Origin of the sequence: Bradyrhizobium sp. AUGA SZCCT0158, from assembly GCF_018130065.1 — a bacterium.
Lineage (GTDB): Bacteria > Pseudomonadota > Alphaproteobacteria > Rhizobiales > Xanthobacteraceae > Bradyrhizobium.
In genome coordinates this window covers 352,100-376,872 of sequence record NZ_JAFCME010000002.1, presented here as the reverse complement: position 1 = coordinate 376,872, position 24,773 = coordinate 352,100, and the positions used below count along the sequence as shown (strand labels likewise).

Annotated in this window: 23 protein-coding genes; 13 read left to right on the top strand and 10 right to left on the bottom strand. The window is 61.0% G+C overall.

Translation table 11 applies throughout. The features are described 5' to 3' along the window. Nucleotides 1-4: 4 nt before the first annotated feature. Nucleotides 5-2,878 (top strand): aminomethyl-transferring glycine dehydrogenase, encoded by a 2,874-nt coding sequence (gene gcvP, locus JQ574_RS04615; protein ID WP_212204486.1) that lies wholly within the window; start codon nucleotides 5-7, stop codon nucleotides 2,876-2,878. A 171-nt stretch (nucleotides 2,879-3,049) separates the two neighbouring features. Here the strand turns inward: gcvP and JQ574_RS04610 are convergent, their stop codons facing one another. The 5 genes from JQ574_RS04610 to JQ574_RS04590 form a co-directional block, all read right to left on the bottom strand. Beyond that, complete coding sequence (locus JQ574_RS04610; RefSeq protein ID WP_212383333.1) at nucleotides 3,050-4,027, bottom strand: hypothetical protein; 978 nt, start codon at nucleotides 4,025-4,027, stop codon at nucleotides 3,050-3,052. Continuing rightward, nucleotides 4,027-5,004 (bottom strand): hypothetical protein, encoded by a 978-nt coding sequence (locus JQ574_RS04605; RefSeq protein ID WP_212204476.1) that lies wholly within the window; start codon nucleotides 5,002-5,004, stop codon nucleotides 4,027-4,029. Before JQ574_RS04605 ends, JQ574_RS04610 begins: the two co-directional genes overlap by 1 nt. A gap of 115 nt (nucleotides 5,005-5,119) precedes the next feature. Beyond that, the gene (gene recA / locus JQ574_RS04600) at nucleotides 5,120-6,208 is read right to left on the bottom strand and encodes a recombinase RecA (protein WP_192734187.1); all 1,089 of its coding nucleotides are present in this window, start codon (nucleotides 6,206-6,208) and stop codon (nucleotides 5,120-5,122) included. Between the two features lie 848 nt (nucleotides 6,209-7,056). Continuing rightward, entirely contained in the window at nucleotides 7,057-7,410 is a 354-nt protein-coding gene (locus tag JQ574_RS04595) for a PBECR2 nuclease fold domain-containing protein (RefSeq protein WP_212383331.1), read from the bottom strand. 82 nt (nucleotides 7,411-7,492) lie between these two features. Next, nucleotides 7,493-8,287 carry a hypothetical protein gene (locus JQ574_RS04590; RefSeq protein ID WP_212383329.1) on the bottom strand — a complete coding sequence of 265 codons (795 nt, stop codon included), beginning with the start codon at nucleotides 8,285-8,287 and terminating at the stop codon, nucleotides 7,493-7,495. Nucleotides 8,288-8,786: 499 nt separating this feature from the next. Between JQ574_RS04590 and JQ574_RS04585 the strand changes: the two genes are divergently transcribed. From JQ574_RS04585 to JQ574_RS04555, 7 genes are all read left to right on the top strand, one after another. Next, nucleotides 8,787-9,692, top strand: a complete 906-nt coding sequence (locus tag JQ574_RS04585; protein WP_212383327.1) for a transposase — start codon at nucleotides 8,787-8,789, stop codon at nucleotides 9,690-9,692. A 101-nt stretch (nucleotides 9,693-9,793) separates the two neighbouring features. Continuing rightward, nucleotides 9,794-10,747: a hypothetical protein gene (locus tag JQ574_RS04580; RefSeq protein ID WP_212383324.1), complete on the top strand. Its 954-nt coding sequence runs from the start codon at nucleotides 9,794-9,796 to the stop codon at nucleotides 10,745-10,747. A gap of 913 nt (nucleotides 10,748-11,660) precedes the next feature. Further along, nucleotides 11,661-11,810 carry a hypothetical protein gene (locus tag JQ574_RS04575; protein ID WP_212204475.1) on the top strand — a complete coding sequence of 50 codons (150 nt, stop codon included), beginning with the start codon at nucleotides 11,661-11,663 and terminating at the stop codon, nucleotides 11,808-11,810. Nucleotides 11,811-12,422: 612 nt separating this feature from the next. Beyond that, on the top strand, nucleotides 12,423-12,602 hold the full coding sequence (locus tag JQ574_RS04570) for a hypothetical protein (protein WP_212204474.1): 180 nt from the start codon (nucleotides 12,423-12,425) through the stop codon (nucleotides 12,600-12,602). A gap of 165 nt (nucleotides 12,603-12,767) precedes the next feature. Next, entirely contained in the window at nucleotides 12,768-12,983 is a 216-nt protein-coding gene (locus tag JQ574_RS04565; protein ID WP_212204473.1) for a hypothetical protein, read from the top strand. Between the two features lie 173 nt (nucleotides 12,984-13,156). Next, nucleotides 13,157-13,396 carry a PilZ domain-containing protein gene (locus JQ574_RS04560; RefSeq protein ID WP_192734191.1) on the top strand — a complete coding sequence of 80 codons (240 nt, stop codon included), beginning with the start codon at nucleotides 13,157-13,159 and terminating at the stop codon, nucleotides 13,394-13,396. 806 nt (nucleotides 13,397-14,202) lie between these two features. After that, nucleotides 14,203-14,412, top strand: a complete 210-nt coding sequence (locus JQ574_RS04555) for a hypothetical protein (RefSeq protein WP_212205044.1) — start codon at nucleotides 14,203-14,205, stop codon at nucleotides 14,410-14,412. Between the two features lie 13 nt (nucleotides 14,413-14,425). On the opposite strand, the gene JQ574_RS04550 is transcribed toward JQ574_RS04555, so the two are convergent. Both JQ574_RS04550 and JQ574_RS04545 read right to left on the bottom strand, forming a co-directional pair. Continuing rightward, on the bottom strand, nucleotides 14,426-14,656 hold the full coding sequence (locus JQ574_RS04550) for a hypothetical protein (RefSeq protein WP_212204472.1): 231 nt from the start codon (nucleotides 14,654-14,656) through the stop codon (nucleotides 14,426-14,428). Nucleotides 14,657-14,740: 84 nt separating this feature from the next. Then, the gene (locus JQ574_RS04545; RefSeq protein WP_212204471.1) at nucleotides 14,741-15,019 is read right to left on the bottom strand and encodes a hypothetical protein; all 279 of its coding nucleotides are present in this window, start codon (nucleotides 15,017-15,019) and stop codon (nucleotides 14,741-14,743) included. A 380-nt stretch (nucleotides 15,020-15,399) separates the two neighbouring features. On the opposite strand from JQ574_RS04545, the gene JQ574_RS04540 reads away from it, so the two are divergent. Continuing rightward, a complete protein-coding gene (locus JQ574_RS04540) occupies nucleotides 15,400-15,861 on the top strand; it encodes a PaaI family thioesterase (RefSeq protein ID WP_212204470.1) in 462 nt (153 codons plus the stop codon). 5 nt (nucleotides 15,862-15,866) lie between these two features. On the opposite strand, the gene JQ574_RS04535 is transcribed toward JQ574_RS04540, so the two are convergent. The 3 genes from JQ574_RS04535 to JQ574_RS04525 all read right to left on the bottom strand — a co-directional run bounded on the left by JQ574_RS04535 (nucleotide 15,867) and on the right by JQ574_RS04525 (nucleotide 18,267). Further along, entirely contained in the window at nucleotides 15,867-16,172 is a 306-nt protein-coding gene (locus JQ574_RS04535; RefSeq protein WP_192734196.1) for an HdeA/HdeB family chaperone, read from the bottom strand. A 257-nt stretch (nucleotides 16,173-16,429) separates the two neighbouring features. After that, nucleotides 16,430-17,860 carry a caspase family protein gene (locus JQ574_RS04530; RefSeq protein ID WP_212204468.1) on the bottom strand — a complete coding sequence of 477 codons (1,431 nt, stop codon included), beginning with the start codon at nucleotides 17,858-17,860 and terminating at the stop codon, nucleotides 16,430-16,432. A 173-nt stretch (nucleotides 17,861-18,033) separates the two neighbouring features. Beyond that, the gene (locus JQ574_RS04525; RefSeq protein WP_212204985.1) at nucleotides 18,034-18,267 is read right to left on the bottom strand and encodes a hypothetical protein; all 234 of its coding nucleotides are present in this window, start codon (nucleotides 18,265-18,267) and stop codon (nucleotides 18,034-18,036) included. A 186-nt stretch (nucleotides 18,268-18,453) separates the two neighbouring features. On the opposite strand from JQ574_RS04525, the gene JQ574_RS04520 reads away from it, so the two are divergent. From JQ574_RS04520 to JQ574_RS04505, 4 genes are all read left to right on the top strand, one after another. Continuing rightward, the gene (locus JQ574_RS04520) at nucleotides 18,454-18,861 is read left to right on the top strand and encodes a hypothetical protein (protein ID WP_212204467.1); all 408 of its coding nucleotides are present in this window, start codon (nucleotides 18,454-18,456) and stop codon (nucleotides 18,859-18,861) included. 773 nt (nucleotides 18,862-19,634) lie between these two features. After that, nucleotides 19,635-20,156: a transposase gene (locus JQ574_RS04515; RefSeq protein ID WP_212383321.1), complete on the top strand. Its 522-nt coding sequence runs from the start codon at nucleotides 19,635-19,637 to the stop codon at nucleotides 20,154-20,156. A gap of 271 nt (nucleotides 20,157-20,427) precedes the next feature. Then, on the top strand, nucleotides 20,428-21,579 hold the full coding sequence (locus JQ574_RS04510; RefSeq protein WP_249119086.1) for an efflux RND transporter periplasmic adaptor subunit: 1,152 nt from the start codon (nucleotides 20,428-20,430) through the stop codon (nucleotides 21,577-21,579). Beyond that, entirely contained in the window at nucleotides 21,576-24,731 is a 3,156-nt protein-coding gene (locus JQ574_RS04505; RefSeq protein WP_212208924.1) for an efflux RND transporter permease subunit, read from the top strand. The genes JQ574_RS04510 and JQ574_RS04505 overlap by 4 nt, the downstream gene beginning before the upstream one ends. Nucleotides 24,732-24,773: the final 42 nt, after the last annotated feature.

The window sequence follows — 24,773 nt, the reverse complement described above, 5'->3', positions numbered from 1 at the left end:
ACCCATGAACGCGCCCTTCAAGCCCCTGAACGAACCCGCCACCGATTTCGTGCGCCGCCATATCGGCCCCTCGCCCCGCGACATCGCAGCGATGCTGGAGAGCGTCGGCGTGAAAAGCCTCGGCGAACTCATGAGCCAGACGCTGCCGTCCTCGATCCGGCAGAAGACGCCGCTCGATCTCGGGCACGCGTTGAGCGAGACCGAAGCGCTCGCGCATATGGGGGAACTTGCCGCGCAGAACCAGGTGTTCACCTCGCTGATCGGCCAGGGCTATTCCGGCACCATCCTGCCCGCGGTGATCCAGCGCAACATCCTGGAGAACCCGGCCTGGTACACGGCGTATACGCCCTACCAGCCCGAGATCAGCCAGGGCCGGCTGGAGGCGCTGTTCAACTTCCAGACCATGATCTGCGACCTCACCGGCCTCGATGTCGCCAACGCCTCGCTGCTCGATGAAGCGACGGCTGCGGCCGAAGCGATGGCGCTGGCGGAGCGCTTCTCTGGCGTGAAGAGCAAATCGTTCTTCGTCGATGCGGACGTGCATCCCCAGACGCTGGCGCTGCTGCGTACCCGCGCCGAGCCGCTGGGCTGGAAACTGATCGTCGGCGATCCCCTCGCCGATCTCGACAAGGCGGACGTGTTGGGCGCGCTACTGCAATACCCCGGCAGTTCCGGCGCGGTGCGTGATCTGCGCCCCGTGATTGCCGCGCTGCGCGCCAAGGGGGCGCTTGCCGTCGTCGCCGCCGATCTGCTCGCGCTGACGCTGCTAGCCTCGCCCGGCGAACTCGGCGCCGATATCGCCATCGGATCGGCGCAACGCTTTGGCGTGCCGATGGGTTATGGCGGGCCGCATGCCGCCTATATGGCGGTGCGCGATGGGCTGAAGCGCTCGCTGCCCGGCCGCATCGTCGGGCTGTCGGTGGATTCGCGCGGCGAGCCGGCCTACCGCCTCGCGCTGCAAACCCGCGAGCAGCATATCCGCCGCGAAAAGGCTACCTCCAACATCTGCACCGCGCAGGTGCTGCTGGCGGTGATCGCCTCGATGTACGCGGTCTATCATGGCCCCGAGGGACTGACGCATATCGCGCGCACCGTGCATCGCCGGACCACCGTGCTCGCGGCAGGCTTGCGAGAACTGGGCGTTGCGTTGAAGAGCGAGGCGTTCTTCGACACCGTGACGGTGGATGTGGGTGCCAGGCAGAGCGAGATCATCGTCCGGGCGCACGCTGAAAATATCAATCTGCGCATCGGTGAACACACGCTCGGCATCGCGCTGGACGAGACCACGACACAAGCGACGGTCGAAGCGGTGTGGCGCGCGTTCGGCGGCAAGCTTGCCTATTCCGACATCGAGGTAACCGCACGCGAGACGCTGCCCTCCGCTCTCAAACGCGACAGCGCGTTTCTCACCCATCCCGTGTTCCACACCCACCGTTCCGAGACCGAGCTGTTGCGCTACATGCGCAAGCTCAGCGATCGCGACCTCGCGCTCGACCGCGCGATGATTCCGCTCGGCTCCTGCACCATGAAGCTCAACGCCACGGCGGAAATGATCCCGCTGACCTGGCCCGAGTTCGGCAATCTGCACCCGTTTGCGCCATCCGAGCAGGCCAACGGCTATCACGTGCTATTCCGGCGGCTTGAGAAAGCGCTGTGCGACATCACAGGCTATGACGCGATCTCGCTGCAGCCGAATTCCGGCGCGCAGGGCGAATATGCCGGCTTGCTGGCGATCCGCGGCTATCACGCAGCAAACGGCGAGCCACATCGCAAGATCTGCCTGATCCCCTCTTCCGCGCACGGCACCAACCCGGCCTCCGCCGCGATGGTCGGCATGGAGGTGGTGGTGGTCGCCTGTGACATCAGAGGCGACGTCGACGTAGATGATCTGCGGGCGAAGGCCGAGAAGCATTCGAAAAATCTCGCCGCGATCATGATCACCTATCCCTCGACGCACGGCGTGTTCGAGGAGCACATCCGCGATATCTGCGACATCGTGCATGGCCATGGCGGACAGGTCTATCTCGACGGCGCCAACATGAATGCGCAGGTCGGCCTGTCGCGCCCCGGCGATTACGGCGCCGACGTCAGCCACCTCAATTTGCACAAGACGTTCTGCATTCCGCATGGCGGCGGCGGCCCCGGCATGGGACCGATCGGCGTCAAGGCGCATCTGGCGCCCTTCCTGCCTGGTCATCCCGCGACCGATGGCACCGTGCCGCATCCGATCGGGCCGGTGTCGGCCGCCCCGTTCGGCTCGGCCTCGATCTTGACGATCTCCTACATCTACATTCTGATGATGGGCGGCGAAGGCCTCACGCGGGCGACCGAGATCGCGATCCTCAACGCCAATTACATCGCGACCAAACTCGATCCGCATTTTCCGGTGCTGTACAAGAATGCAAAAGGCCGCGTCGCGCATGAATGCATCGTCGATCCCCGCCCGCTGAAAGCGACCAGCGGCGTCACCGTCGACGACATCGCGAAACGGCTGATCGACTACGGCTTCCACGCCCCGACCATGAGCTTTCCGGTGCCGGGCACGCTGATGATCGAGCCGACCGAATCCGAATCGAAGGCGGAACTGGATCGCTTCTGCGACGCCATGATTGCGATCCGTAACGAGATCGCCGAGGTCGAGAAGGGCCGCTGGAAGATCGAGGCCTCGCCGCTGCGCCACGCGCCGCACACCGTGCACGACATCGCCGACGACGCCTGGGCCCGCGCCTACAGCCGCGCCGAGGGCTGCTTCCCGGCCGGCACGTCGCGGACAGACAAATACTGGTGCCCGGTCGGCCGCGTCGACAACGTCTATGGCGACCGCAACCTGGTGTGCTCGTGCCCGCCGGTGGAGGATTACGCTCAGGCGGCGGAGTGACGGCCGAAAGGCCGTCATTCCCCGATGCGCGCAATTGCGCATCTGAGGGCGCGCATTAGCGCGAACCCGGAATCTCGAGATTCCCCGGTGCGCAATTGCGCACCTGAGGTCTGGTCCTTCGGACCATCCCGGAATGACGAAGCAGTCACGCAATATCTATCTGAACCACCGTCAGGGCGCGATCAGCGCCGGATTCCAGCGCCACAAATTGTCGTTGGTCAGGTGCGTGCCGCCCCACCAGCGGTCGATCGGATTGTGTTGGCTAAAATCTGCCTTGTGCGCGAGAACGGCCTTGCCGAATTCGGTGAGTGACAGCTCGCTTCGCAGGTAAGCACCATGCCGGCCCCGCAGATTTTCGCGGTGGAGTGTACGCAGTTCTTCGTCGAGACCTGTCACGGCCGGTTTGGGCCCGAACGCCAGCCCGTCCAGCAGGTAGCCGTATTCCCATTGGCCGAAGATGCGCGTCTGGCGCAGTTGGTAGAGATGAAAGAGTGCATTCGTGAGCGAGTATCCCCGCCCGATTAGCTCGAGCATCCGCATTTCCGAGGCGCCAAGTCCAGTCGAACTCGACGGCAGTTCTTCGAGCAGATCGACCAGGACGGGTTTGAGGAGCGGCAGGGCGCTCAAATCCTTGCCGAGCAGATCGAAACAGGCCTCTGGCGTCGGCGCCCTATACGCCCGCCAGGCTGCCGCAGCCACTTCAAGTTCCTTTTCGGTGACATCGACAGCCGGCGGGCGCCATTTACCGAAACCGTGAAGTTCGATCATTGCAAGGTCAACCAGACGAAATCTCAACTTGGCGACAGTCTCCGGATAAGACCGGAAATAATCGAGTAACCAGACCAATTTCAACTGAGCATCAGGCTGGATGTCGAACCACAATTCGGCGGTCTCGTATTGCTGGCAGAATTCAGCGAGGCTGAGCGTCCTCCGACTTCTGTTTTCGCTCTGGTCCCACCGGCCGGCAAAGTCCGACCAGTGGTGCCCGGGTTGGACATCAGGTGTGTACGGCCCGAGATAGGTTGCGAGTTCATCCGGCGAAGGCAGCGATCCCCAGCCGAAGCGAAAGAAGAAATCAACCGCGAGGTCGGCGAATTCAGGCTCGGTGAATTCCGGAGTAAGCCAGCCGGTCAGGATCAGAGGCTTCATCACATCATCCCGTTGATCAACGCCCGGCTCGCCGGAGCCCATCGCCACAGATTGTCATTGGTCAATTCCGTCCCACCCCACCAGCGATGGATCGGATTGTGCCGGCTGAAATCTTCAGCCTGCGCCAAAACGGCCTCGCCGAGCGGGGTCAGCGACAGTTTGCTCTGCCTGTATCTCGCGAGACGGACCTCGTCAGCATGCATCTCGTCGGTGAACGGTCCCTCCTCAAGGCCGGCCACGGCAGGTGCCGGACCGCGCGCCAGCCCATCCAGCAGCTCGCCAACCTCCCAATAGCCGAATACACGTCGCGTGTTGCGCTTGTTGTGGCCCGGAAAGACGTCGAACGGAGTTGCGTCACCGGCAGCGACCAGTTCCAGCATTCGCATTTCGGTCGCGCCCAGGCCGGTTAAAGGCATGGGAAGTTCTTCGAGTAACTCCAGCACGACCTGTCGAAGCTGCGGCAGGGCGCTGACTTCCTTCTGAAGCAAATCAGCCCATTGTTGAGGTGTCGGCTGTCGATATGCCTGCCAGGCCAAACTGGCGGCTTCAAGATGCTCGTTCCGGATTTTGACAGCCGGAGGCTTCCATTCTGAAATCGCTTCCGGAACCTGTTTGGCAATGTCGACGTCTGCCTGGAATAGGGTCAGCTTCGAGACACTACGCTCACGCGAGCTCAAGCAATCCAGAAGCTGCACGAGGATGAGTTGCGCGTTGGGGGCCGGATCAAACCAGAATTCAACGGCTTCGCAGCGCTCGCAGAGATCGAGCGCCCCCATCCCTTTCAAATGAAACTCTCCAAGCCGGTGCGGTGGAAAATGGTCCAGCGAGCCCGGCCCCAACATGGCTTCCAGCTTCACGTCCGATGGCAACTCGTCCCAGACGAACCGGAAGCCAAGCGGAATAACGATATCGCCGACTCCGGCGCGCAGGAGACACCCGCCTGCCGAATCGCTCGATGTCAAAACCAACCGCGTCATGTCAGTTCACCCGCATACGCAAAACAACACGGGCACTGAGAACGTCGGCAACTCAACGTCCTCAGCACCCGCTATGTCGAAACCCGGATCATGCGATCCGAGACTTCGGAAAGTGCTATTCGTCGGCCGGCTCTTCGCCGTCGGCGTCGCGCTCGGGGGGACCGGCGAGAATCTGTTCGGCGATCAGACCGGAGTTCTGGCGGATCGCGGCCTCGATCTTTGCGGTCATGTCGGGATTTGCCTTGAGGAACGCCTTCGAGTTCTCGCGGCCCTGCCCGAGCCGCTGGCTGTCATAGGAGAACCAGGCGCCGGACTTTTCGACGATGCCGGCCTTGACGCCGAGGTCGAGGATTTCGCCCATCTTGGAGACGCCCTCGCCATACATGATGTCGAATTCGACCTGCTTGAACGGCGGCGCCAGCTTGTTCTTTACGACCTTGACGCGGGTCTGGTTGCCGACGACTTCATCGCGTTCCTTGATCGCGCCGATGCGGCGGATGTCGAGGCGAACCGAGGCGTAGAATTTCAGCGCGTTGCCGCCGGTGGTGGTCTCCGGCGAGCCGTACATCACGCCGATCTTCATGCGGATCTGGTTGATGAAGATCACCATGGTGTTGGATTTGTTGATCGAGGCGGTGAGCTTGCGCAGCGCCTGGCTCATCAGCCGCGCCTGCAGGCCGGGCAGCGCATCGCCCATCTCGCCTTCGAGTTCGGCCTTCGGCACCAGGGCAGCGACGGAGTCCACCACCAGCACATCGACCGCACCCGAGCGCACCAGCGTGTCGCAGATTTCCAGCGCCTGCTCACCGGTGTCGGGCTGCGAGATCAGGAGTTCGTCGATGTTGACGCCGAGCTTGCGGGCATAGACCGGGTCGAGCGCATGTTCGGCGTCGATGAAGGCGCAGATGCCGCCCTTCTTCTGGGCTTCGGCCACCGTGTGCAGCGCCAGCGTGGTCTTGCCTGATGATTCCGGCCCGTAGATTTCGACCACGCGGCCTTTCGGCAGGCCGCCGACGCCGAGCGCGATGTCCAGCCCAAGCGAGCCTGACGAAATCGTCTCGATATCCATCGAGCGATCGTTCTTGCCCAGCTTCATCACTGACCCCTTGCCGAACTGGCGCTCGATCTGGGAGAGCGCGGCGGACAGGGCCTTGGTCTTATCCATGGAGGATCCTTCGACGATACGCAGGGCAGTGGCGGACATGGGTGCTCCTTATGGCGGGGATTCGCTAGCGGGACAAACGGACGACGAGGGATCTAAAGGGATTCGATTGACGATGAGAACTTGTACCATCTTTGTTCTCTGTTCGCAATATGTTCTTTTAAGGTGAGCGGTAATGGCCTGTTTCCGACCTCAGTGGCCTAATTTGAAAATCGCATTGGCCTAGTTTGATTTAACGAAGATGAACAACTCGGGCTGTTCATAAAGATGAACAATCGCCCCAATGGGGGCGCACTTCTGCCGCGACCTGTACGCCGTAAGACTGCGGTCTGTTCATGTACCCTTTGGAGGTACCTCATTTGGGGTGGCGAGAGGCCTGATTTGAAGGGGGTGGTTAAGTCCGCTATTAACTGCCCTGTTACCTCACGAAGTAACCGTGCAGGTACCTGCACGACCTCTGACCTTCTGTGTGACTTACACAACAGAAAAGGGTTGCCACGTCGGGCAAATCAGGGGCATTGGTTACTTCGCAAGGTAACTTCACAGGGTTCCAAAATAGGCCCGTTTCGGGCTGGAAATACCGATTTTGGACCCCATATTGAACCTAAAGCTAGGGAAGTGGCACAAATTCCCGAGCGGAAGTAACCAAAGTGTCACGGTTATAGGCTACTCCAGCCTTGCGGAAACAAAACCGCTATGCAAGAGTTGCCTTACGGGAGATCAGTTTTTGAGGTGAGAACGGCCTCCTCACACGCCTGGTGATCGAACGTTCATCAGGCAAAGTAGTCGAGTAAAATCGATGAAGAGATCTGGGTGTGGGCATCCCAGCAAATCTAATTTCCCGAAGCTACACTAAAGGGGCTCCGATCTAGGTCGGGGCCCTTTTCTATTCATACAACAACAACTTTCAAGAACCCTTTTTGGCGGCGGGTCTGCGCTTTCTTTTCTGACACCATATAGAAGCTAGATATCTGATACCTGCCGTCCGCATCCCTATTTAGTTCCACGGCGACTAGAACAAGCTCGCCCAAAGACGGTATCCATCCCCAAATCTCGATCCCGCTATTCGAATGGTCATCCCCAATATAGCGAGGGTTAGCTATCACCGCCGCCAAATGAGGCAGGCATTTCGGATAATCATCCGGATGACGCCGATAGGCGTGGCGTTGAGCGCCCCTGGTGAGCACCACCTCCCCGGCCACTATTTCGGTCCCCAGCGTCTTATTGATCGCAAGAACCGGCATAGACCCGATTATAAGATCGGGTTGTTTTGAGTGCCTCCTGTTAGACATCTGCTGCCGCCCCCGCCTTAGTTGGCGGCCTCTTTCATTTCTTCATTTCGCTAGGCCACGGCAAACCTTCGGTGCCTACAGGTGCGTCCTTATAAATCATCTTGAAGATGCTGGCCGCAGTGTCGAGCCAAAGCTTTCGCTGCGCTTCCGGCCACTGCGTCCCAGCCTTCGGAAGTTCCTTCAAAAGTCCTTGCACGAACGGGTGAAGGTCCGGCGGCTCATTCCCATCGTTGCCGCTATTGCGCTTCTTACTATCGTCCGGCTTCTCATGCTGTTGCTCTTCACGCGCAGCGATCCCCGGCTTCACAAATCGTCCGGACGATGCGTCGATAAATCCCGCATACTGAGCGGACTTCATGAAGGTCTGGCGCGCTCGCTCCTTTTGCCTTGGCGAGACACCAAGCTGCTCCATCTGCCGTTCGATTGCAGGCGGCGGCGGCAACGCATTGCCTTTGTATTGATCATACATCACGCGGAACAATTCGACGTTAAGAAACGCCGCGATGCGGGCAGCACGCTCGCCACCCGAGTTATCGAGCACATCACGACCGGGCTGAGTCAGGGTCACTCGACCTTGGCCCGTCTCGATCAAGCCAAACATGCGCGCTGCACCGATCCGCGTTCGGAACGTGCCGCCCGTGGCCGTCTGGCCCATCCACGCTGCAAGTTCCTCAAGCTCACAAGAGCTGCCGGCCTTTGTATGGATGGTTTGAGCGATCTCTACTGCACTCTCCAAATCGGCATACGGAAACTCAATTTCCGAGCGAATACGCTTGCGGTCATCGACCTTACCGGCCTCCGCAGTACCGGCGTTGTCATTGTCTGCCATTGGTCTCTCCTGACCGTTTCAAGTCTGTTCGTATAAGCTTTCTCACGGATCGGCCGGATTGTCAATTTTTTTCTTGTTTCTCTTTTTGACTGTTGACCGTGACAAGAAAATCCGTATTATCGCTTGTCAACGGAGATTGGGATGACAACAGTTTGAGCCCTTCGAAGCGCTGGCCGAGCATCGACGGGCGAGGAAAATGGAAGGGCCGCTGCGCTACCCCTCGAAAAGGAACGCAACGGCCCTGCAATCGGCTTCAAAACTGCCCCTTAGTCTAACGGTAGGACGCTCGCTATTACAGGTGGAGAGGTCCGGGTCCGAATCCCGGCGGGGCTGCCAAGGACACGAATTAGCGGGACCGACGGCGCTGGAACGCTATCGATCCCTAGTCACCACCCCGGGATTGCGCCCCGAAGCGATAACCAAATCAGAATATACGCTCTGGAAGGCGTGTTTTCTAGTGTCGCTGACGGGCCGTCCTTAACCAGAGGATTGCGCCCTCATGAACGTACTCCCCCGCGAAAAGCAGATTGAAGTCATTGCCGCCCTTTGTGAAGGCGTCGGCATCCGGACCGCCGCACGCCTGACCGGCGTCAACCGTGGCACCGTCGGGTCCCTGGCCCTGCGTGTTGGCCTTGGCTGCATGGAATTGCACGACCGCTTGATGGTCGGCATCCGCACCGAGCGACTTGAGCTTGATGAAGCTTGGAGCTTCGTCGGCAAGAAGCAAAAGAATGTCCTGCGCCATGAGATCAACGCCAGGGGTGATCAGTATATTTTCATCGGCATGGCCGGGACGCAGAAGGCAATCATTAGCTGGGGCGTCGGCAAGCGGAACATGGAAAGCACCATGGATTTCCTGCACGATCTGCGCGACCGCGTGATTGGCCAGCCTGAGATTTCAACCGATGGCTTCCACCCCTACCGCGTAGCGATCCGCGACGCTTTCGGCGACGGCGCGGCGCACGGTGTCATCACCAAGACTTACAGCGTAACCCACCTTGTAAAGGAAGCGCAGGGCCGGTACTCGCCCGCCGCTGTAGTAGCTGTAAGCCGTGAGGTAGTAACGGGCGATCCGGATCAGTACATCTCGACCAGCTACGTTGAACGGCAGAATCTTTCGCTGCGCATGGGATCGCGCCGCTTCACCCGGTTGACGAACGGCTTTAGCAAGAAGTTGGACAACCACGTCGCAGCCGTCGCGCTGTATGTTGCTCACTACAATCTGTGCCGCACTCACGAAGCCCTGCGGACGACGCCAGCGAAGGCGCTGGGCGTGGCGGACCGCGCTTGGAGCATTGGGCAGCTAGTTGACGCGGCGCTTGCCGTTGCCCCTGCTATGCCGACTGCGACCCCGCCGGATCGCCGCCGGAAGTTCTCGGTAATTCAAGGTGGAAAGGAAGGATAAACCAATACAAAAGCGGAGCGGGCTGGTTGCAGGGTGTATCTTGCTGCAACCAGCTTGCGCTGATTCGCGGGCTCCTGAGACCCCTTAAAGGAAATCAACGAATGTCCAACGAATTCAGCCGCTTGCCCCCAAAACCGGGCCAAATGCAAATCAACCAGAAACAGGGTTCACTGGCTCTGGAGATCGATAAACAAACCGAAATCCAGGGTATTGGAATGGGTGTCCTGAAGGACGGCACCCCGTTCCTTAATCAGCGCGGCTTGGCGCGTCTGTGCGGCATCGAGAACGCACATATCGGCACCATTAGTTCTCAATGGAATGACGTTGAGCAAAAGCCCCGCATTCGGGCAATCAAAGATTTGCTTTCTAGTCGCGGCATCACCGTCGAATCCCCGCACCTCGTTCTGAGTGTCGAGGGGAAGCCGATGTATGCTTACCCTGACAAGGTAAGCCTAGCGATCCTCGAATATTATGCGTTCGAAGCCGGGACGAACTTTAAAGAGGAGGCGCGAAAGAACTTCCGAATCCTTGCAGGCAGCGCCCTGCAGGACTTCATCTACACGCAGACCGGATACGACCCAGCCCAGCAAATCCCAGCTGCATGGCAACTTTTCCATGATCGCGTTTCGCTTGTTTACGATAGCGTTCCCGCCGGTCATTTCAGCATCTTTAAGGAAATCGCAGACCTTATCGTCACGCTAATTCGTGGTGGCGCTCCCGTTGGCCCGTCATTCATCCCTGACGGCAGTGTCGGAATTCAATGGGGGAAGCATTGGACCGATGGAAATTTTGACGGTCAGTACGGCTCCCGGATCAAGTACGATCACGAATATCCACCGAACTTTCCGCAGTCCGCGTCAAACCCGCAACATGTGTGGTGCTACCCGGACGCGTCTCTGCCTGAGTTTCGGCGTTGGGCGCGGGAGTACTACATCCCGCACTGCCTCCCCGGCTATCTCGGTGGGAAGGAAAAGCAAGGCTTGTTGCCGCCGTCTTTCACGCAACTCGCCATTGTTGCCATTCAGGCCCGGAAAGACATTCCACGTCTCACCTAGGCCTCAAAGAAACGGCCCCAGCACCGCCGCGCCAGAGCCGCCAACCCGGTTGGGTTTTCTCCCGGTAGGGCTTTAGGGGGCAGGAATCCGGGAGCGCTGAATCGACTCTTCGGAAGCTGCGAAGTTCCAAAAGCAACGGCCCCAGCGCCTATCGGGGGACGCGCTGAGGCCGTTGTATGTCCGGGTCGTCTCACTCCAGACATGCGACCCAACGCAAAGTAGTTGCCACTTGTTCCCGAAATGCCCTTTGTGCGGTGGCCTACTTTGGAATTAACAGTGGCCTATTTCGGCCAGTACCAGGTGAGCGGTCCCTCGCCCTTCCGTCCCGGTCTAAGTTAATGATCCCTTTCGATTTTGAGGCGGCCCCTTTTGACCCTCACCAGCGCCGCGATGTTGCCGTGCTCTGTTCATCCCCCGAAGTGGGTAGTCCGGAGCCGGCCTGTTTCGACCCCTGATGGTGACCTGGCTTGAAGTGCGCAGCGGTATTTTTTGGAATGTTCACTTTGGAACCGACGCCCGGAATCGGAATTTTATAGGATCGGACATGCAAACCCGACGGTTAGGACCCGTGAGCAACGAGGTTGTATCATGCAGCGTCGCCGATCCGCTCCCCACACATTTGAAGATCGAATTGCAGCTGAGAAGGCCCGGTTGGAAGCGGAGGTAACCAAGCTCAAGCCTGGTCCTCAGAAGGACGTGCTGCTCAGGAAGATCAGGCAGCTTGAGACGGCCTCTCACATAAACGAGTGGCTTTCCTCTCCCGGACTTCAACCACCAGAACTAGCCTAGAAAGAGCAAGGCGGTTGGCGGCCCTCTTTCTTTTGCCGGAACGCTTTCGTGACGACTGTCACAGTCGCCCCGATAGCCGCCCGGCATTCTCACTCCAGATCAACGGCGCACAAGGGCGCGGACCATGAACAATGAAATTCGCGAACTGACCGATGCGGAGAAGCTGACCGACGATGCGCTTGAATCGGTCTCAGGGGGTAAAGTCATTTCGAAGGGCGTCATCAATTCGAGTGCAATCAGCCTTCCGAAGCCCAGCTACCCGCCGGTCGCGTAAACGAGGTCGCCCGAGTCGGCTCTGCCCGTAGTTCTCCGACCGTGAACAAGGTTCCGAGCGTATTGCTATCCTGATCGTTGCTCTCTCCAGCAAGGCAAAACAGGGCGCGCTGTAGCAATCGAAGCCCTGCCGCCTGCCGTCCCCTCGAAGCTGTCTTGGCGCGCCCAAAGAAACGGCCCCAGCCTCGGGGAAGAGGCACTGGGGCCGCTTATGCTGCCGGGGCAACTGGGGACTGGCAGCGCCTTTACAACTCCGCCCATTGCCACTTGTTCCCGAAATTCTGCGGCACTTTTTAGAAACCTTGTCCTGTCCCCGACGTATTCTCCAGGCTGGGGTATTGCAATTTCCAGCTCTGGTGCAACGCCGCCAAGCATTATTCAGCTTGGCGGCGCTGTGCTTTTGAGTGGCCGACTTTGCCTTCTCGGGTGTTCAATGTCGGCCGGTATCCACTCGGCGACGTCGGCCGCCCATTCTCCTTTGCATGGGGTTGTTTTCGCGATTTTGCATCTGAGCCGTCGTGTGACGATCATCACAGCAGTCCGTCGCGAGACAGCCTATCCCTGTCATCCAGGGTGGCGGGAATGGTCCTGCCCACGCAAACAGGAGACGGACATGACCGAACTCAACAACGAAATCTGCGAAATGTCGTTTGAACAACTCGAACAGGTCAGCGGCGGCGCCATCCTCGACCGGATCGTCGACGCGTACCTCAAGGCGTTGGGCGCCCGCTTGCTGGACGCCGTACACCAGCCGCTGGTATCGCCGCAGAAGATGACCCTGCACATGCGATAGTGCCGGTCCGTCAAACGGAATTGAGAGGCCGCCTTGGCGGCCTCTTTTGTTTGAGGACGCCGCCGGCGCCATGCCTGATGTCCGATTTCGGCCAGTTGCGAGAAGCTCAGCGGACCGCCTATCCGCTCAACGCAACTTGTGCGGCGACGATCGGCGAATTGATCGGTGCCTTCGCGCGACGCGATTTCAAAACGTCGCCGGCCAGATTTGAAACGTGCAGCGGCTCAGCCTATCGATGAACTGAACGTCGGCGAACTGACCATCGACGAACTGGACGCGGTGAACGGCGGCGGCCGTTTGAGCGATCTTTACCACCATGTCGTGGCGGTCATTCGCTTCCATACCGGCACCATCAGGAACATCGCGACAACCCTGCCATAACCGACGCTTTGAAGAGGCCGCCTTTCATTGGCGGCCTTCCCCGTAGTTCTCCGGACAAGAACAAAGTTCCCAACCGGATGGTCGCCAGTTTTTCGCCTTGTGTTCGCGCCTTACCCCCGCGCGAACCCCGGCCCACCATCCCTTTGCTAGTGAATCAGTGCTATAATGGGGCTATGGACGAGACCCGGATCGCACCGCGGCGTCGCACGTTGAAGGCCGGAACCATCGAGTTCGGCGGCGGCGGGATCGATTGCACCGTTCGGAATCTCTCGGCCTCCGGCGCAGCGCTCGAGGTCGTGACCCCGCTGTTCATCCCGGACCGCTTCACATTGTTCGTGCCATCAGAACAGTTGAAGCGGCCGTGCCATATCGTCTGGCGCAAGGATAAGCGCATCGGCGTCACGTTCGATTAAGCCGCCGCGCCGCGCGTCGCCACAGCAAAACGACCCCGCCGCATGGGGCCATACGGTCGGGGTCGCCGACAGCAGGGAATAATCTGGAGGACCACCCCGCCGTCAGACAGATACGGCGGCAGCGATCGCTTCGTTTCAGCACCGGATTTTTTTTAGCAGGAGACGTTGAACCTTTTGCAGGGCCGCCAAGACATATTGCTGCCTGGGACATTGCATCACTCGGGGTATAAGCCTGCGCCGCCAAGCGACCATACTCCGCTTGCGCGGCGCGGTGCGTTTTGGACAGGTCAGGAAGGTCAAAGACTGCCTCTGCGGACATTGCAGGCCGCTGCCGGCAAGCAACAAGCCACGGCTCGTGGGAGCGCCGGCAAGGCGGCTTGGCCACCTCAACAGCCGAACGCGGGATTGTCCCCTCGCATAGCGATCACGACCTTTCACGGGCGCGCTTTATCTTAGACGACCGCAATAGACGCTATCGGACAAATGGAAACTTTACCCGCCCAACTCAGTTAATTCAGTTGGCGCATGGGGAGATTCCCTATGAATCACAAAGGCATAGAATATACGCTGACACGATCGGAAACCCCGGGGATCTGGAACTGGCAATTCCGGATTGGTGACCTCGTCAGGTCGGGACGAACGGAAGCAAGACTGCTCCTGCTCGCCATGCGCCGCGTTCAGCTGAAGATCGACCGCGAGCTCAGGCACACCGATCGCGAAGCGAGCTCCGAATTCGGGGCCCCGCGCCCACCCATTCCCTCAACGGGCATCAAATAATATTTACAATCTAAAGTGACAATCTCGGATTGAATGCGGCTTGGGTCGGACAGGGCTGCTTCATGATCTACAAGGGCGTCGAATACACCGTGACTGCGGTTGCTCCGGGTATCTGGAAATGGCAATTCCGGATTGACGACAGGGTCATCACCGGCAAAACCGAAGCTAAACTCTATCTGCTCGCGGTGCGACGGGTACAGCTGCGGATCAACCGCGAGCGGAAGAAAAAGCGCATCTGATTAGTTCGCCCTGCTAGTCCGCGCTGGGAAGCCGCCGCATCGTGAATTCGATGTCGCCGCCGGGCAGTTCGCGCCAGCTTTCGACCGCGCTCAAATAGGCCGCCTTGGGATAGCGGCTGAGGAAATCGCGCGCCCTCGTCCGCGCTACCTCGCGCGGCAGCGTGAAGGTCTCGCGCAGATAGCCGTCATCCGGCTTGCGCCGAGAGGCCATCCGGCTGGCCAGATCCCGCGGACGCATGACCATGTCGCAACTCCGAAACACATGACGACACGTTCAATATAGGGCCGGCGGAGAACAATTCCGAGTCTGCGCTATGGGGCCTTTCGGCTAGCGAGGGGTATTGGCCGCACTGCCGGTCTTCGGCTTGGCTGGCGCAGCCGCCTTGGGCGTGTCGTTGTTGCGTACGGTTCCCCACGGATCGGAAGACGCCTTGGAGTCGGGAATCTTCTTCAGCGATTCCTTGTAAGCCTTATCCTTGATCGCATCCTGTTCCTTCTCCTCCGGCGTCCTGGTGACGACTTCCGGCATCAGGTTCAGGTTGGGCATCTGCGCGTAAGCGGGCGCCGTCAGCAACACCATCATCACGGCCGCGCTCAGAATTCTCATAACAGGCTCTCCTTTGGGACACTCTCCCCCGGCGTTTTCGGGCGTATATCACCGCCGCAGCCGCGCCGCCAAGCGCGCGCGATCAAAGCCGGTCCGACCTGCAGGATTTGGGGGATTGCATCCAGTCGTCCCAGATCGGTCCGCATTTGGTGCAGCCGTTAAGCGCAAGGCCCACGGCAATCAAGCTCGAAATCAACACCACCCGGCGAAACATGAACGCGCCCCACTCCCCGAAGTGGCGATCATGCCCCTCAAGTCTGGCATTTTCAAGCCAATGCAGGCCGGACGTTTGGGAATGCCGAGCGGGGGTGCCATGGTCATTGCGGCCGAATGCCCCTTACAATGGGCGGAACGCAATATCGTCCGAGGAACAATCATTCATGCAAGAGCAACAGACGGCGGCATTCGGCATCGCGGAAGCAAAGCGGGTGCTGGACGAGGTGTTTGCACCGTGGGTGCTTGACCTCAATCTGTCGATCGAGGGTTTCGACTTCACCCCGCCGCAGGCTGGATCGGCCGACTGGCAGCCCGGTGCGATCCTGCGCATGCCGTTCTCGGAACGGCTGTGCCGCAATGGCGGCGTTGTCTCCGGCCAGGCGCTGATGGCGTTTGCCGACACCGCGATGGTGATCGCCAACGTCGCCGCCAATCGCGGCTATCGCCCGATGACGACGGTCGATCAGACCACGCATTTCATGCGCGCGGTCACCGCCTCCGACGTGCTGGCCGATGCGCGCGTGGTTCGCCTCGGGCGCACCATGAGCTTCGGCCGCGTCACGCTCTCCAGCGCCACCGACAACAAGCCGGTGGCGATGGTCTCGAGCGCGTTCGCGATGCTGTAGGTGATTTACTTGCCGAGGACCGATTCAGCGGCATTGACGATGCTCATCGTCGGATTCTTTCCGCAGTAGGTGCCGAACTTCTTGGCGTTCTCGACGAACACGTCGGTGTCGATGATCGCTTCGTCGGAGTCGCCCTTGTACCAGCCGTCCATCCAGGTCAGCACCATCTTGATGGTGTCATCACCACCATCGACGAACTGCTTGCAGGTCATGGTCGACAGATCGAGCACGACGGCATGCGCCGGAACGGATGCAAGTCCAAGCGGAAGCGTAAGCGCCGCCGCAAACAGAATCGAAACAGTCGTCTTCATGATGCTCTCCCTTGGCGCATGACGGCGAAAGCCGGCACCAATGCCGGAAAACCGCGTCAGCACGTTTCCCGGTCAATGTCGTAATCGAAATGCAAAGGCATGCGCAAGCACCGCGTGTGTTGAATCGATTGTTCGCAATTACGCTGCGCTACATGAGATTCTCAAACAGAGCACGCTTAGGTTTTCGCACGTCGCCGGCAACGAGAAGCGCCGCACGGGCGGCGCTCTCTTGCAACATCGATGACGTGATTGCCGCCTCAGTATCGACCCCGGCCGCCCTGATGACCGCCACCACCATAGCCGCCGCCACCGATGCCAATCCCGATGCCGATGCCGACCGGCGGCCCCACGGGCTCATACACCTCGCGCGGCGGCGGGCGGCGATAGACCACTTCATCCTCATAGTAGTCGGGCCCGCGCACCCGCTTTGGCGGCGCGCGCTCGACGCGCTTGGGCGGATCCGGATCGACGCGCTTGATCGGCGTATTGTTCTTCTTCAGTTGCGGCGCTGAGGCCGGCGGGGTGCAGGGACAGGTCAGCGCGACGTTCTGCGGCGTAGCGCCACCGCCGACCGCCACCGCCGGGATGATCTCGGGACGGTTGCGCAGGCGTTCTTCCATCGTGCGCGCGGTCGGCGTCAAATCGCTGTCCGGGAATCTCGTCAGGAAGGCGCGATAGCCCGCCGCGGTGTTGGCGATGACCGCATTGTTCCACGCCACCATGCGCTTGTGCCGATTGAGCCAGTCGCGGGCCAGTGCACCGAGCGGAGTCTGCGCGTACAGATTGGCAAACGCCTCGTAGGATTCATCGGTGCCGTCGGCAACGATGATTTCGTTCGCGGCCTCGACCGGCTTGCCCTTCAGTTCGCGGGTCCACTCCTCGACGGTTTTCTTGGTCGCGGCCAGTTTCGGGCCGGCCACCGGGGTGCCCGAAAATCTGAAATCCTCCGTCAGCGAGGAACTGTCCCACGGCGTCTGCCGCCCGTCGGTCGCCTTATTGACCGACACGCGCGTGCGCTTGAAGGTTTCCTCGATCGGAATGTTGGTTTCCTTGGCCGCGGCGATCAGCGCGGTAGTGTACGGACTGTTGCTGCCCGTGCCGTCCTCGGCCACCGCACCGGGCGAGGTCGAGAACGACAGGAACGTATTCGGCGCGCCGATCTTGGCGTCGATGATCGCGAGCCCGCCGCCCGCGCTCTTGGCTATGCCGGGGAACGGATTGTTGCGGCAGGCATCGAGCAGCAGGATACGCATCTTGCTCGGCGCCGAGGTCAGCGTGTTCAGGACGTCGTTCAGCCGCACCGCCTGGATCGGAATGTCGGATTCGCGCTTCGGATCGATGTCGACCGGCACCAGAAAATTCTCGCCGTCGATCTGCACGCCATGTCCGGCGTAATACACCAGCGCGATCGAATCGCCGCCCTTGGACGCGACCTTGCCGGCGAACTCCGAGAGCTGATCGCGAATCTGGCTTTGCGACAGATCGGAAACGGTCGAAACCTCGAAGCCGGAATCGATCAGCATCTTGCTGACCGCCTTGGCATCGTTGATCGGATTGGGCAGCGCCGGAACGGATTTATAGGCCGATTGGCCGATCACCAGCGCGAGGCGGCTTTCGGCGGAGGCAGAATGCGCGCCCAGCAGCAGCGCCGCCGGAACTACCAAATGGAAAAGCGCGTGACGAAACATGGGGCCACCTCCGGCAATGCAGGCTGCAAATTGGTCGAGGTCCTGGTGGTAAAGGTTCAAGCAAGGCAGGCAGTGTGAGGTGGGACACAGACTCAGTTCAACGACGAATATGTCGCAGGCATAAAGCCCGCGCGATTTGATGTAATCAATTTGGTTTACTCGGAATTCTTGGATTATCTGGTTTTCTTGGCGGGTTCCGCCGGACGCGCGACGCCCCAGGGATCGTATTTTTCCTTCGGTTCGGGAATTCGCTCGAGCGCAGCCTTGTAGGCTTTCTCGTCCACCTTCGGCTTGGTGTCCTGCTTCGCCCTCGTTTCCTCGCCACCCCCTTGCTGTCGCCGGCCCTGGGCGTGCGCCGGCACCGCAAGCAACGCCAGAATGAATGCCGCAATCGTAATGGTCTTCATCGCCCTTGCTTTCTTCGCCATCTCGGCGACGTTCCGCCAGGATGATGGCAATCCCGGGATCGGGGGCATGATAGCCTGTCCGGATGAGCCGTTCAGCAAATGTTGATCGGCGCGGCCCGCTCGGCCGCACAATTTGATCGCCGCCGGGGGGCGCAATTTTCGCCGTCCCGGGGTAGAAAGCCGGCGATGGGGCGGGTCATTGTTCACATTGCGTTGGTCGCGGGCGTTGCGCTTGTGCTGGCAGGCTGCGGCTTTGCCGACGTCCGCTCGCCGGTGCCGGAATTCATGCGCGCCAAAGCACCCGAACCGCCGCCGCCCGAGGCGCCGCCGGACCTCAAGCGTCTGCTCAGCGAAAAACTGGATTCGGTGTTCCTGGCGGCATCCAATCCGAGGGGCGTACAGTTCTCGGCGCCGCGCCCCGAGCTGCGCGGAACGGGCTGGACCGCCTGCGTCAAAGCCGATCTGACCTCGGTGAACGGCAAGCCGCTCGGCATGCAAACCTATCGCATCACGATTTCCAACGGCGCAATTTTCGATCGCCGCCACGTCGAGGCGGAAGACACCTGCGCGACGGAGAGCTACGAGCCGGTGTAGCGGGTGGACTGATCGGTTGCAAAGGATTTGAATTTCAAACAACGCTGTCGTCCCGGCCTTGAGCTCAGATGCGCAATTGCGCATCGGGGACCCATAACCACCGGCGGTAATTGTTTTGCGCGGTAGTCGTTATCTTTCTTTATTAACAATTGGAGCCGCGGCGTATGGGTCCCGGCTCAAGGCCGGGACGACGAAGATATGTGTCCGCATTCTCGCGACGCGATGCGCCCGAGGTTTGTTGGAAACTTCTCGCCCCCAAATCCAGAGGGCGCAGGGAATGCCGGATGCGCGCTGCACCCGCGGTCTCGTGTGCGATTGTGCTAAGAAAGCTGCACACGAGCATACAGGGCAGCGGAGAACATCCGACATTCCCTGCGCAATGGCTTTACGGCTTATGACGTGCTCTCCCCGGTGAGACGGCCTCTATTGCCACCGTCGCCCCTCGGAAGCGTTAGCTCCCTTAAGGCTTGACGCCGTTACGGGCGCCAGGACCACACGCTTTCGCCGTACGCTTCAGCCGCGCGCGTCAAGCGCAACATCAGCGTCCACCGCGACCCGCCCCTCGTCGTGACGACGGCCGACGCCCCTTGTGTCCAGAAAGTCTGGCAGAATGTGCGAACGGGCGGTTGCCGACCAACCGCCCGTTGCTGGAACTGAGCCCGTACGCCCCCAAGGTGATGAGCCTGTCTCAGAGCGAGGGACAGTTCCGGTGTCTTCCTCAACCCGAACAGTTGCAAGGGCTTCGAGCCCGTACCGCGCAAGGAAGGGAATGGATGATGGCACAGAATGATCAGATTGTCGTCGGCATCGATGTGGCTAAAGACAAGGTGGATGCGTGCATTCGAACGCTATCGCAGCGGCACGCCTTTCCAAACACCGCACAAGGTCACCGCAAGATCATTGCCTGGCTTCACAAGCACAAGGTGAGCAAGGCAGTCATGGAGGCGAGCGGCGGCTATGAGCGGGACTGGGCCAGGGTGCTGCGCCGGGCGCAGCCGTCGGCCGTTTTGTCGCGGTCGCCGGCGGCGGGGGGCCCGGGGCCAAGGATGACCGTGCCGGGGTCACCGGGGGGCGTGCCCGGCCCGGGCGGGGGGCCGGGTTTACGACGGGAGGCGTACCGCCTCACGGGCGCGGCGTCGAACCGGGGCACCTTTTCTCGCGCCATCTTCTCTGAAGGGAACCTTTGCCGATGCCGTGTCAGCACGGCGTCAGACGACAATTGTGTGATGTCACGTTTTCGTTATCCCGGGCGCGGCCTCAATCTTGGGCAGTCGCGCCATCGGCGATTTTCCTGAAGGCCAGCGCTTCTAACCCATGCGTGGAGCCCAGTACCCGCACGGGCGCAAGGCGTGATCGTCCGTCATGCATTACGATTGTGCTTGATCCGATCGCCTTCTTGAACAGACTGGAAAGCAGTCACATCTGTGACCTCCGCCGGAGCGGCAGTCGCCTCCATCGATCGAGATGTCTGGAAGTGCAGGGGAGATGGAGCAGATGGAATTGGGCGCGGTTGAACAACGGAATCGTCCGGGCCAACCGGAAGGCCGTCAAATATTACATCGTTTCTTGCATCCTTCATTCCGCAGTCTCTCGCCGCTGATCCTGGGGTCCGCGCTGGCGCTGTCGGGCTGCGGCGACAAGCCGCCGCAACCGGCGGCCGCGGCGCCACCATCCGTCACGGTCGCGCAGCCAGTGAAACGGACCGTCACCGATTGGGATGAATTCACCGGGCGATTCGAGGCGCTGGAAGAGGTGCAGGTGCGCGCCCGGGTCGGCGGCTTCGTCAACACCGTCGAATTCCGCGATGGCGCCATCGTGCGCGCCGGCGATCTGCTTTACACGATCGATTCCCGCCCCTTCGAAGCCGTCGCCGCGCAGGCCGAGGGCCAGCTCGCGGATTCGCGCGCCAAAGTGGAGCTTGCCAAGCGCGAGCTCGATCGGGCCCTGAGCCTGGTCCAGACCAGTGCAGTCTCCGAACAAGTCGTCGACCAGCGCCGCCAAGCCTTGCAGGCCGCGCATGCCGCGGAGATGCAGGCCGATGGCGCGCTGAAGGCGGCTAAACTCAATATCGAATTCACCCACGTGCTGGCCCCGATGACCGGCCGGGTCAGCCGCCACCTCGTCAGCCCCGGCAATCTCGTGCAGGGCAGCGAAGGCAGTGCCACGCTGCTCACTTCGATCGTCACGCTCGATCCGATCTACATCTATTTCGACGTCGACGAGGCGACCTATCTCAAGAACAACAGGCTGTGGTTCGAGGGCAAGCGGCCGAGTTCGCGCGACACGCCGAACCCGGTGGAAGTCGCGCTGACCGGCGAGAGCAAGCCGTCGAAAGAAGGCAAGATGGATTTTCTCGACAACCGTCTCGATGTCTCGACCGGCACGCTGCGCAGCCGCGCCATCATTCCCAACAAGGACTTCTCGATTCTGCCGGGGCAATTCGGCCGCGTGCGGCTGATCGGCTCCTCGCCCTACGAGGCATTGCTGCTGCCGGACACGGCCATCGCCACCGACCAGTCGCGCAAGATCGTCTTTGTCGTCAAGGATGACAACACCGTCGAAGCAAGGCCTGTGCAGCTCGGACCGCTTGACGAAGGCTTGCGCGTGGTTCGCGAGGGGTTGAAGGCGGAAGATCGCGTCATCGTCGACGGTATCCAGCGCGCCCGGGTCGGCGCGAAGGTGACGCCGCAGACCGCGCCAGCCGGTGGCAAGTCATGAATCTCGGCCGGCTCTCCATCAACCAGCCCATCCTGGCGATGGTGCTGTCGATCGTGCTGCTGATCGTCGGCGCGATTGCCTATACCACGCTGCCGGTCTCGGAATATCCGCAAGTGGTGCCGCCGACCGTCGTCGTCACCACGCAGTATCCCGGCGCTACCGCGCAGACCGTCTCCGACACCGTTGCAGCTCCGATCGAGCAGGAGATCAACGGCGTCGAGGATATGCTGTATCTCTACAGCCAGGCGACCTCGAACGGCAATCTCACCATCACGGTCACCTTCAAGCTCGGAACCGATCTCGACAAGGCGCAGGTGCTGGTGCAGAACCGCGTCGCCATCGCGCAGCCGCGATTGCCGGAAGAGGTGCAGCGCAACGGCGTCGTCACCCGCAAGAACAGCCCCGACATCCTGATGGTCGTGTTCATGCTGTCGCCGGACGACAGTTTTGACCAGCTCTACATCTCCAACTATGCGCTGCTGCAGGTGCGCGACGAGCTGCTTCGCCTCGACGGCATCGGTGACATCCAGATGTTCGGCGCCCGCGACTACTCCATGCGGCTGTGGCTCGACCCGGACCGCATCGCGACGCTCGGCCTGACCTCGGCCGAGGTGATAGCTGCGATCCGCGCGCAAAACCTGCAGATTACGGGCGGGCAGATCGGCGAGCCGCCGATTGCCGACCGCGCATTCCAGCCCAATCTCACCTTCACCGGACGGCTGAAGGATCAGAGGCAATTCGAGGACATCGTGGTCAGGGCCGGCGCCGACGGCCGCACGGTGCGGCTGCGCGACGTGGCGCGGGTCGAGCTCGGTGCGCTGTCCTATTCGACCAACAGTTTCCTGCTGCGGAAATCGGCGGTGGCGCTGCTGGTGACGCAGCGGCCCGGCTCGAACGCGCTGGCGACCGCGAAAAATATAACCGATGCCATGGAGAAGCTGAAGACCCGTTTCCCAAAGGGCCTCGACTACAATATCGGTTACAACCCCACCGAATTCATCGCGCAGTCGGTCCACGAACTGATCAAGACGATCTACGAGGCCATGCTGCTCGTCGTCATCGTCGTGCTGGTGTTCTTGCAGGGCTGGCGCCCCGCGATCATTCCGATCATCGCCATTCCGGTGTCGCTGGTCGGCACTTTTGCTGTGATGGCGGCGCTGGGATTCTCGATCAACAATCTCACGCTGTTCGGGCTCGTGCTCGCGGTCGGCATCGTGGTCGACGATGCGATCGTGGTGGTGGAAAATGTCGAGCGGCACCTCGAGCACGGCATGAGCCGGCGCGATGCGGCGCTCAAGACCATGGATGAGGTCGGCAGCGCGCTGGTCTCGATTGCGCTGGTGCTGTGCGCGGTGTTCGTGCCGACCGCGTTTCTCGGCGGCATTTCCGGGCAGTTCTTCCAGCAATTCGCCGTCACCATCGCGGTGGCGACCGCGATCTCCTGTTTCTGCTCGCTGACCCTGTCGCCCGCGCTGGCCTCGATGATCCTGGTGCCGCACGCGGAAAAGAAGCCGCCGGCCAGCTGGAATTTCATTGGGCGCGGCTGGGACGCATTTGCGGGCGTCTTCAACCGGACTTTCGACCGGCTGTCCCACGCTTATGCCAATGCGGCCAACTTCGTGATCCGGCATTCGACGGTCATGCTGCTCTTGTATGTGGCGTTGATCGGCACCGCCGGATGGCTGCTTGCGATCACGCCGCAAGGCTTCATTCCCGCCCAGGACCGCGGCTACGTCATCATATCGGCGCAGTTACCGGGAGCCGCATCGCTGGCGCGCACCACCGATATCGTCCGCCAGATCGAGAAAACGGCGCTGGACACCCCGGGCATCATTCGCGTCGCGGCGTTCGCCGGCTTCTCGGGCGCGACCCGGACCCAGTCGGGCAATGCTGCGGCCCTCTTCCCGGTGTTCGAAGAACCGGAAGTGCGCCTGAAGAAGGGCCTGACCTCGCAGGCGATCACCGCGGATCTGCGAAAGCGCCTGGCCGCGATCCAGGGGGCTTTCATCATTGTCATTCCGCCGCCGCCCGTGCCGGGCATCGGAACGGGTGGCGGTTTCACCATGCGGGTCCAGGATCGCCAGGGCCGCGGCCCCGAACTCCTGGCAGCCGCCAACGACGAGCTTGTCGCCGCGGCGCGCAAGGCGCCCGAGCTGACGCAGGTGTTTTCGCCCTTCACCGCCAACACGCCGCAGCTCTTCGTCGACATTGATCGGGTCAAGGCGCAGAAGCTCGGTGTGCCGATCTCCGGCGTCAATGAAACGATCCAGACCTATTTCGGCTCGACCTACGTCAACGACTTCAACCTGTTCGGCCGCACCTATCACGTCACGGCCCAGGCCGATCTGCCGTTCCGCAAGGAAGCGTCGGATCTGGCGCGGTTGCGCACCCGCAACGCCGCAGGCGACATGGTGATGCTCGGCAGCGTGGTGGATTTCCGCGACGTATCCGGCCCCGACCGGGTGGCGCGCTACAATCTCTATCCGGCCGCGGAACTGCAGGGCGAAGGGACGCCGGGCACGAGTTCGACGACCGCGATCAACACCATGAAGAAACTCGCGGAGGACACGCTTCCGAGCGGGTTCTCCTTCGAATGGACCGACCTTTCGTACCAGCAGGTCACGGGAGGCAATGCAGGTCTCTACGTGTTCCCGATCTGCGTGCTGTTCGTCTTCCTGGTGCTGGCGGCGCAATATGGCAGCTGGAGCCTGCCGTTCGCGGTAATCCTGATCGTGCCGATGTGCCTGCTCGCCGCCACCATCGGCGTGCGGATCATGGGGCAGGACGTCAACATCCTGACCCAGATCGGCTTCGTGGTGCTGGTCGGACTGGCGGCAAAGAACGCGATCCTGATCGTCGAGTTCGCGCGCGACATCGAGCTTGAAGGCAAGCCGCGGCTGGAGGCGGTGATCGAAGCCTGCCGGTTGCGGTTGCGGCCGATCCTGATGACGTCGTTCGCCTTCATTCTCGGCGTGCTGCCGCTGGTGATTTCGTCCGGCTCGGGATCGGAAATGCGCCAGGCGGTCGGAGTTGCGGTGTTCTTCGGCATGATCGGCGTCACGCTGTTCGGCCTGATCTTCACGCCGATCTTCTACATGATCGTCCGTGGGCTGGCCGATCCGAAGAAGCCGAAGGATTCCGTCGCGGCTTGAGTCGCGGACTCCATCCCCGTCATCCCCGCGTAACGGCTTTGC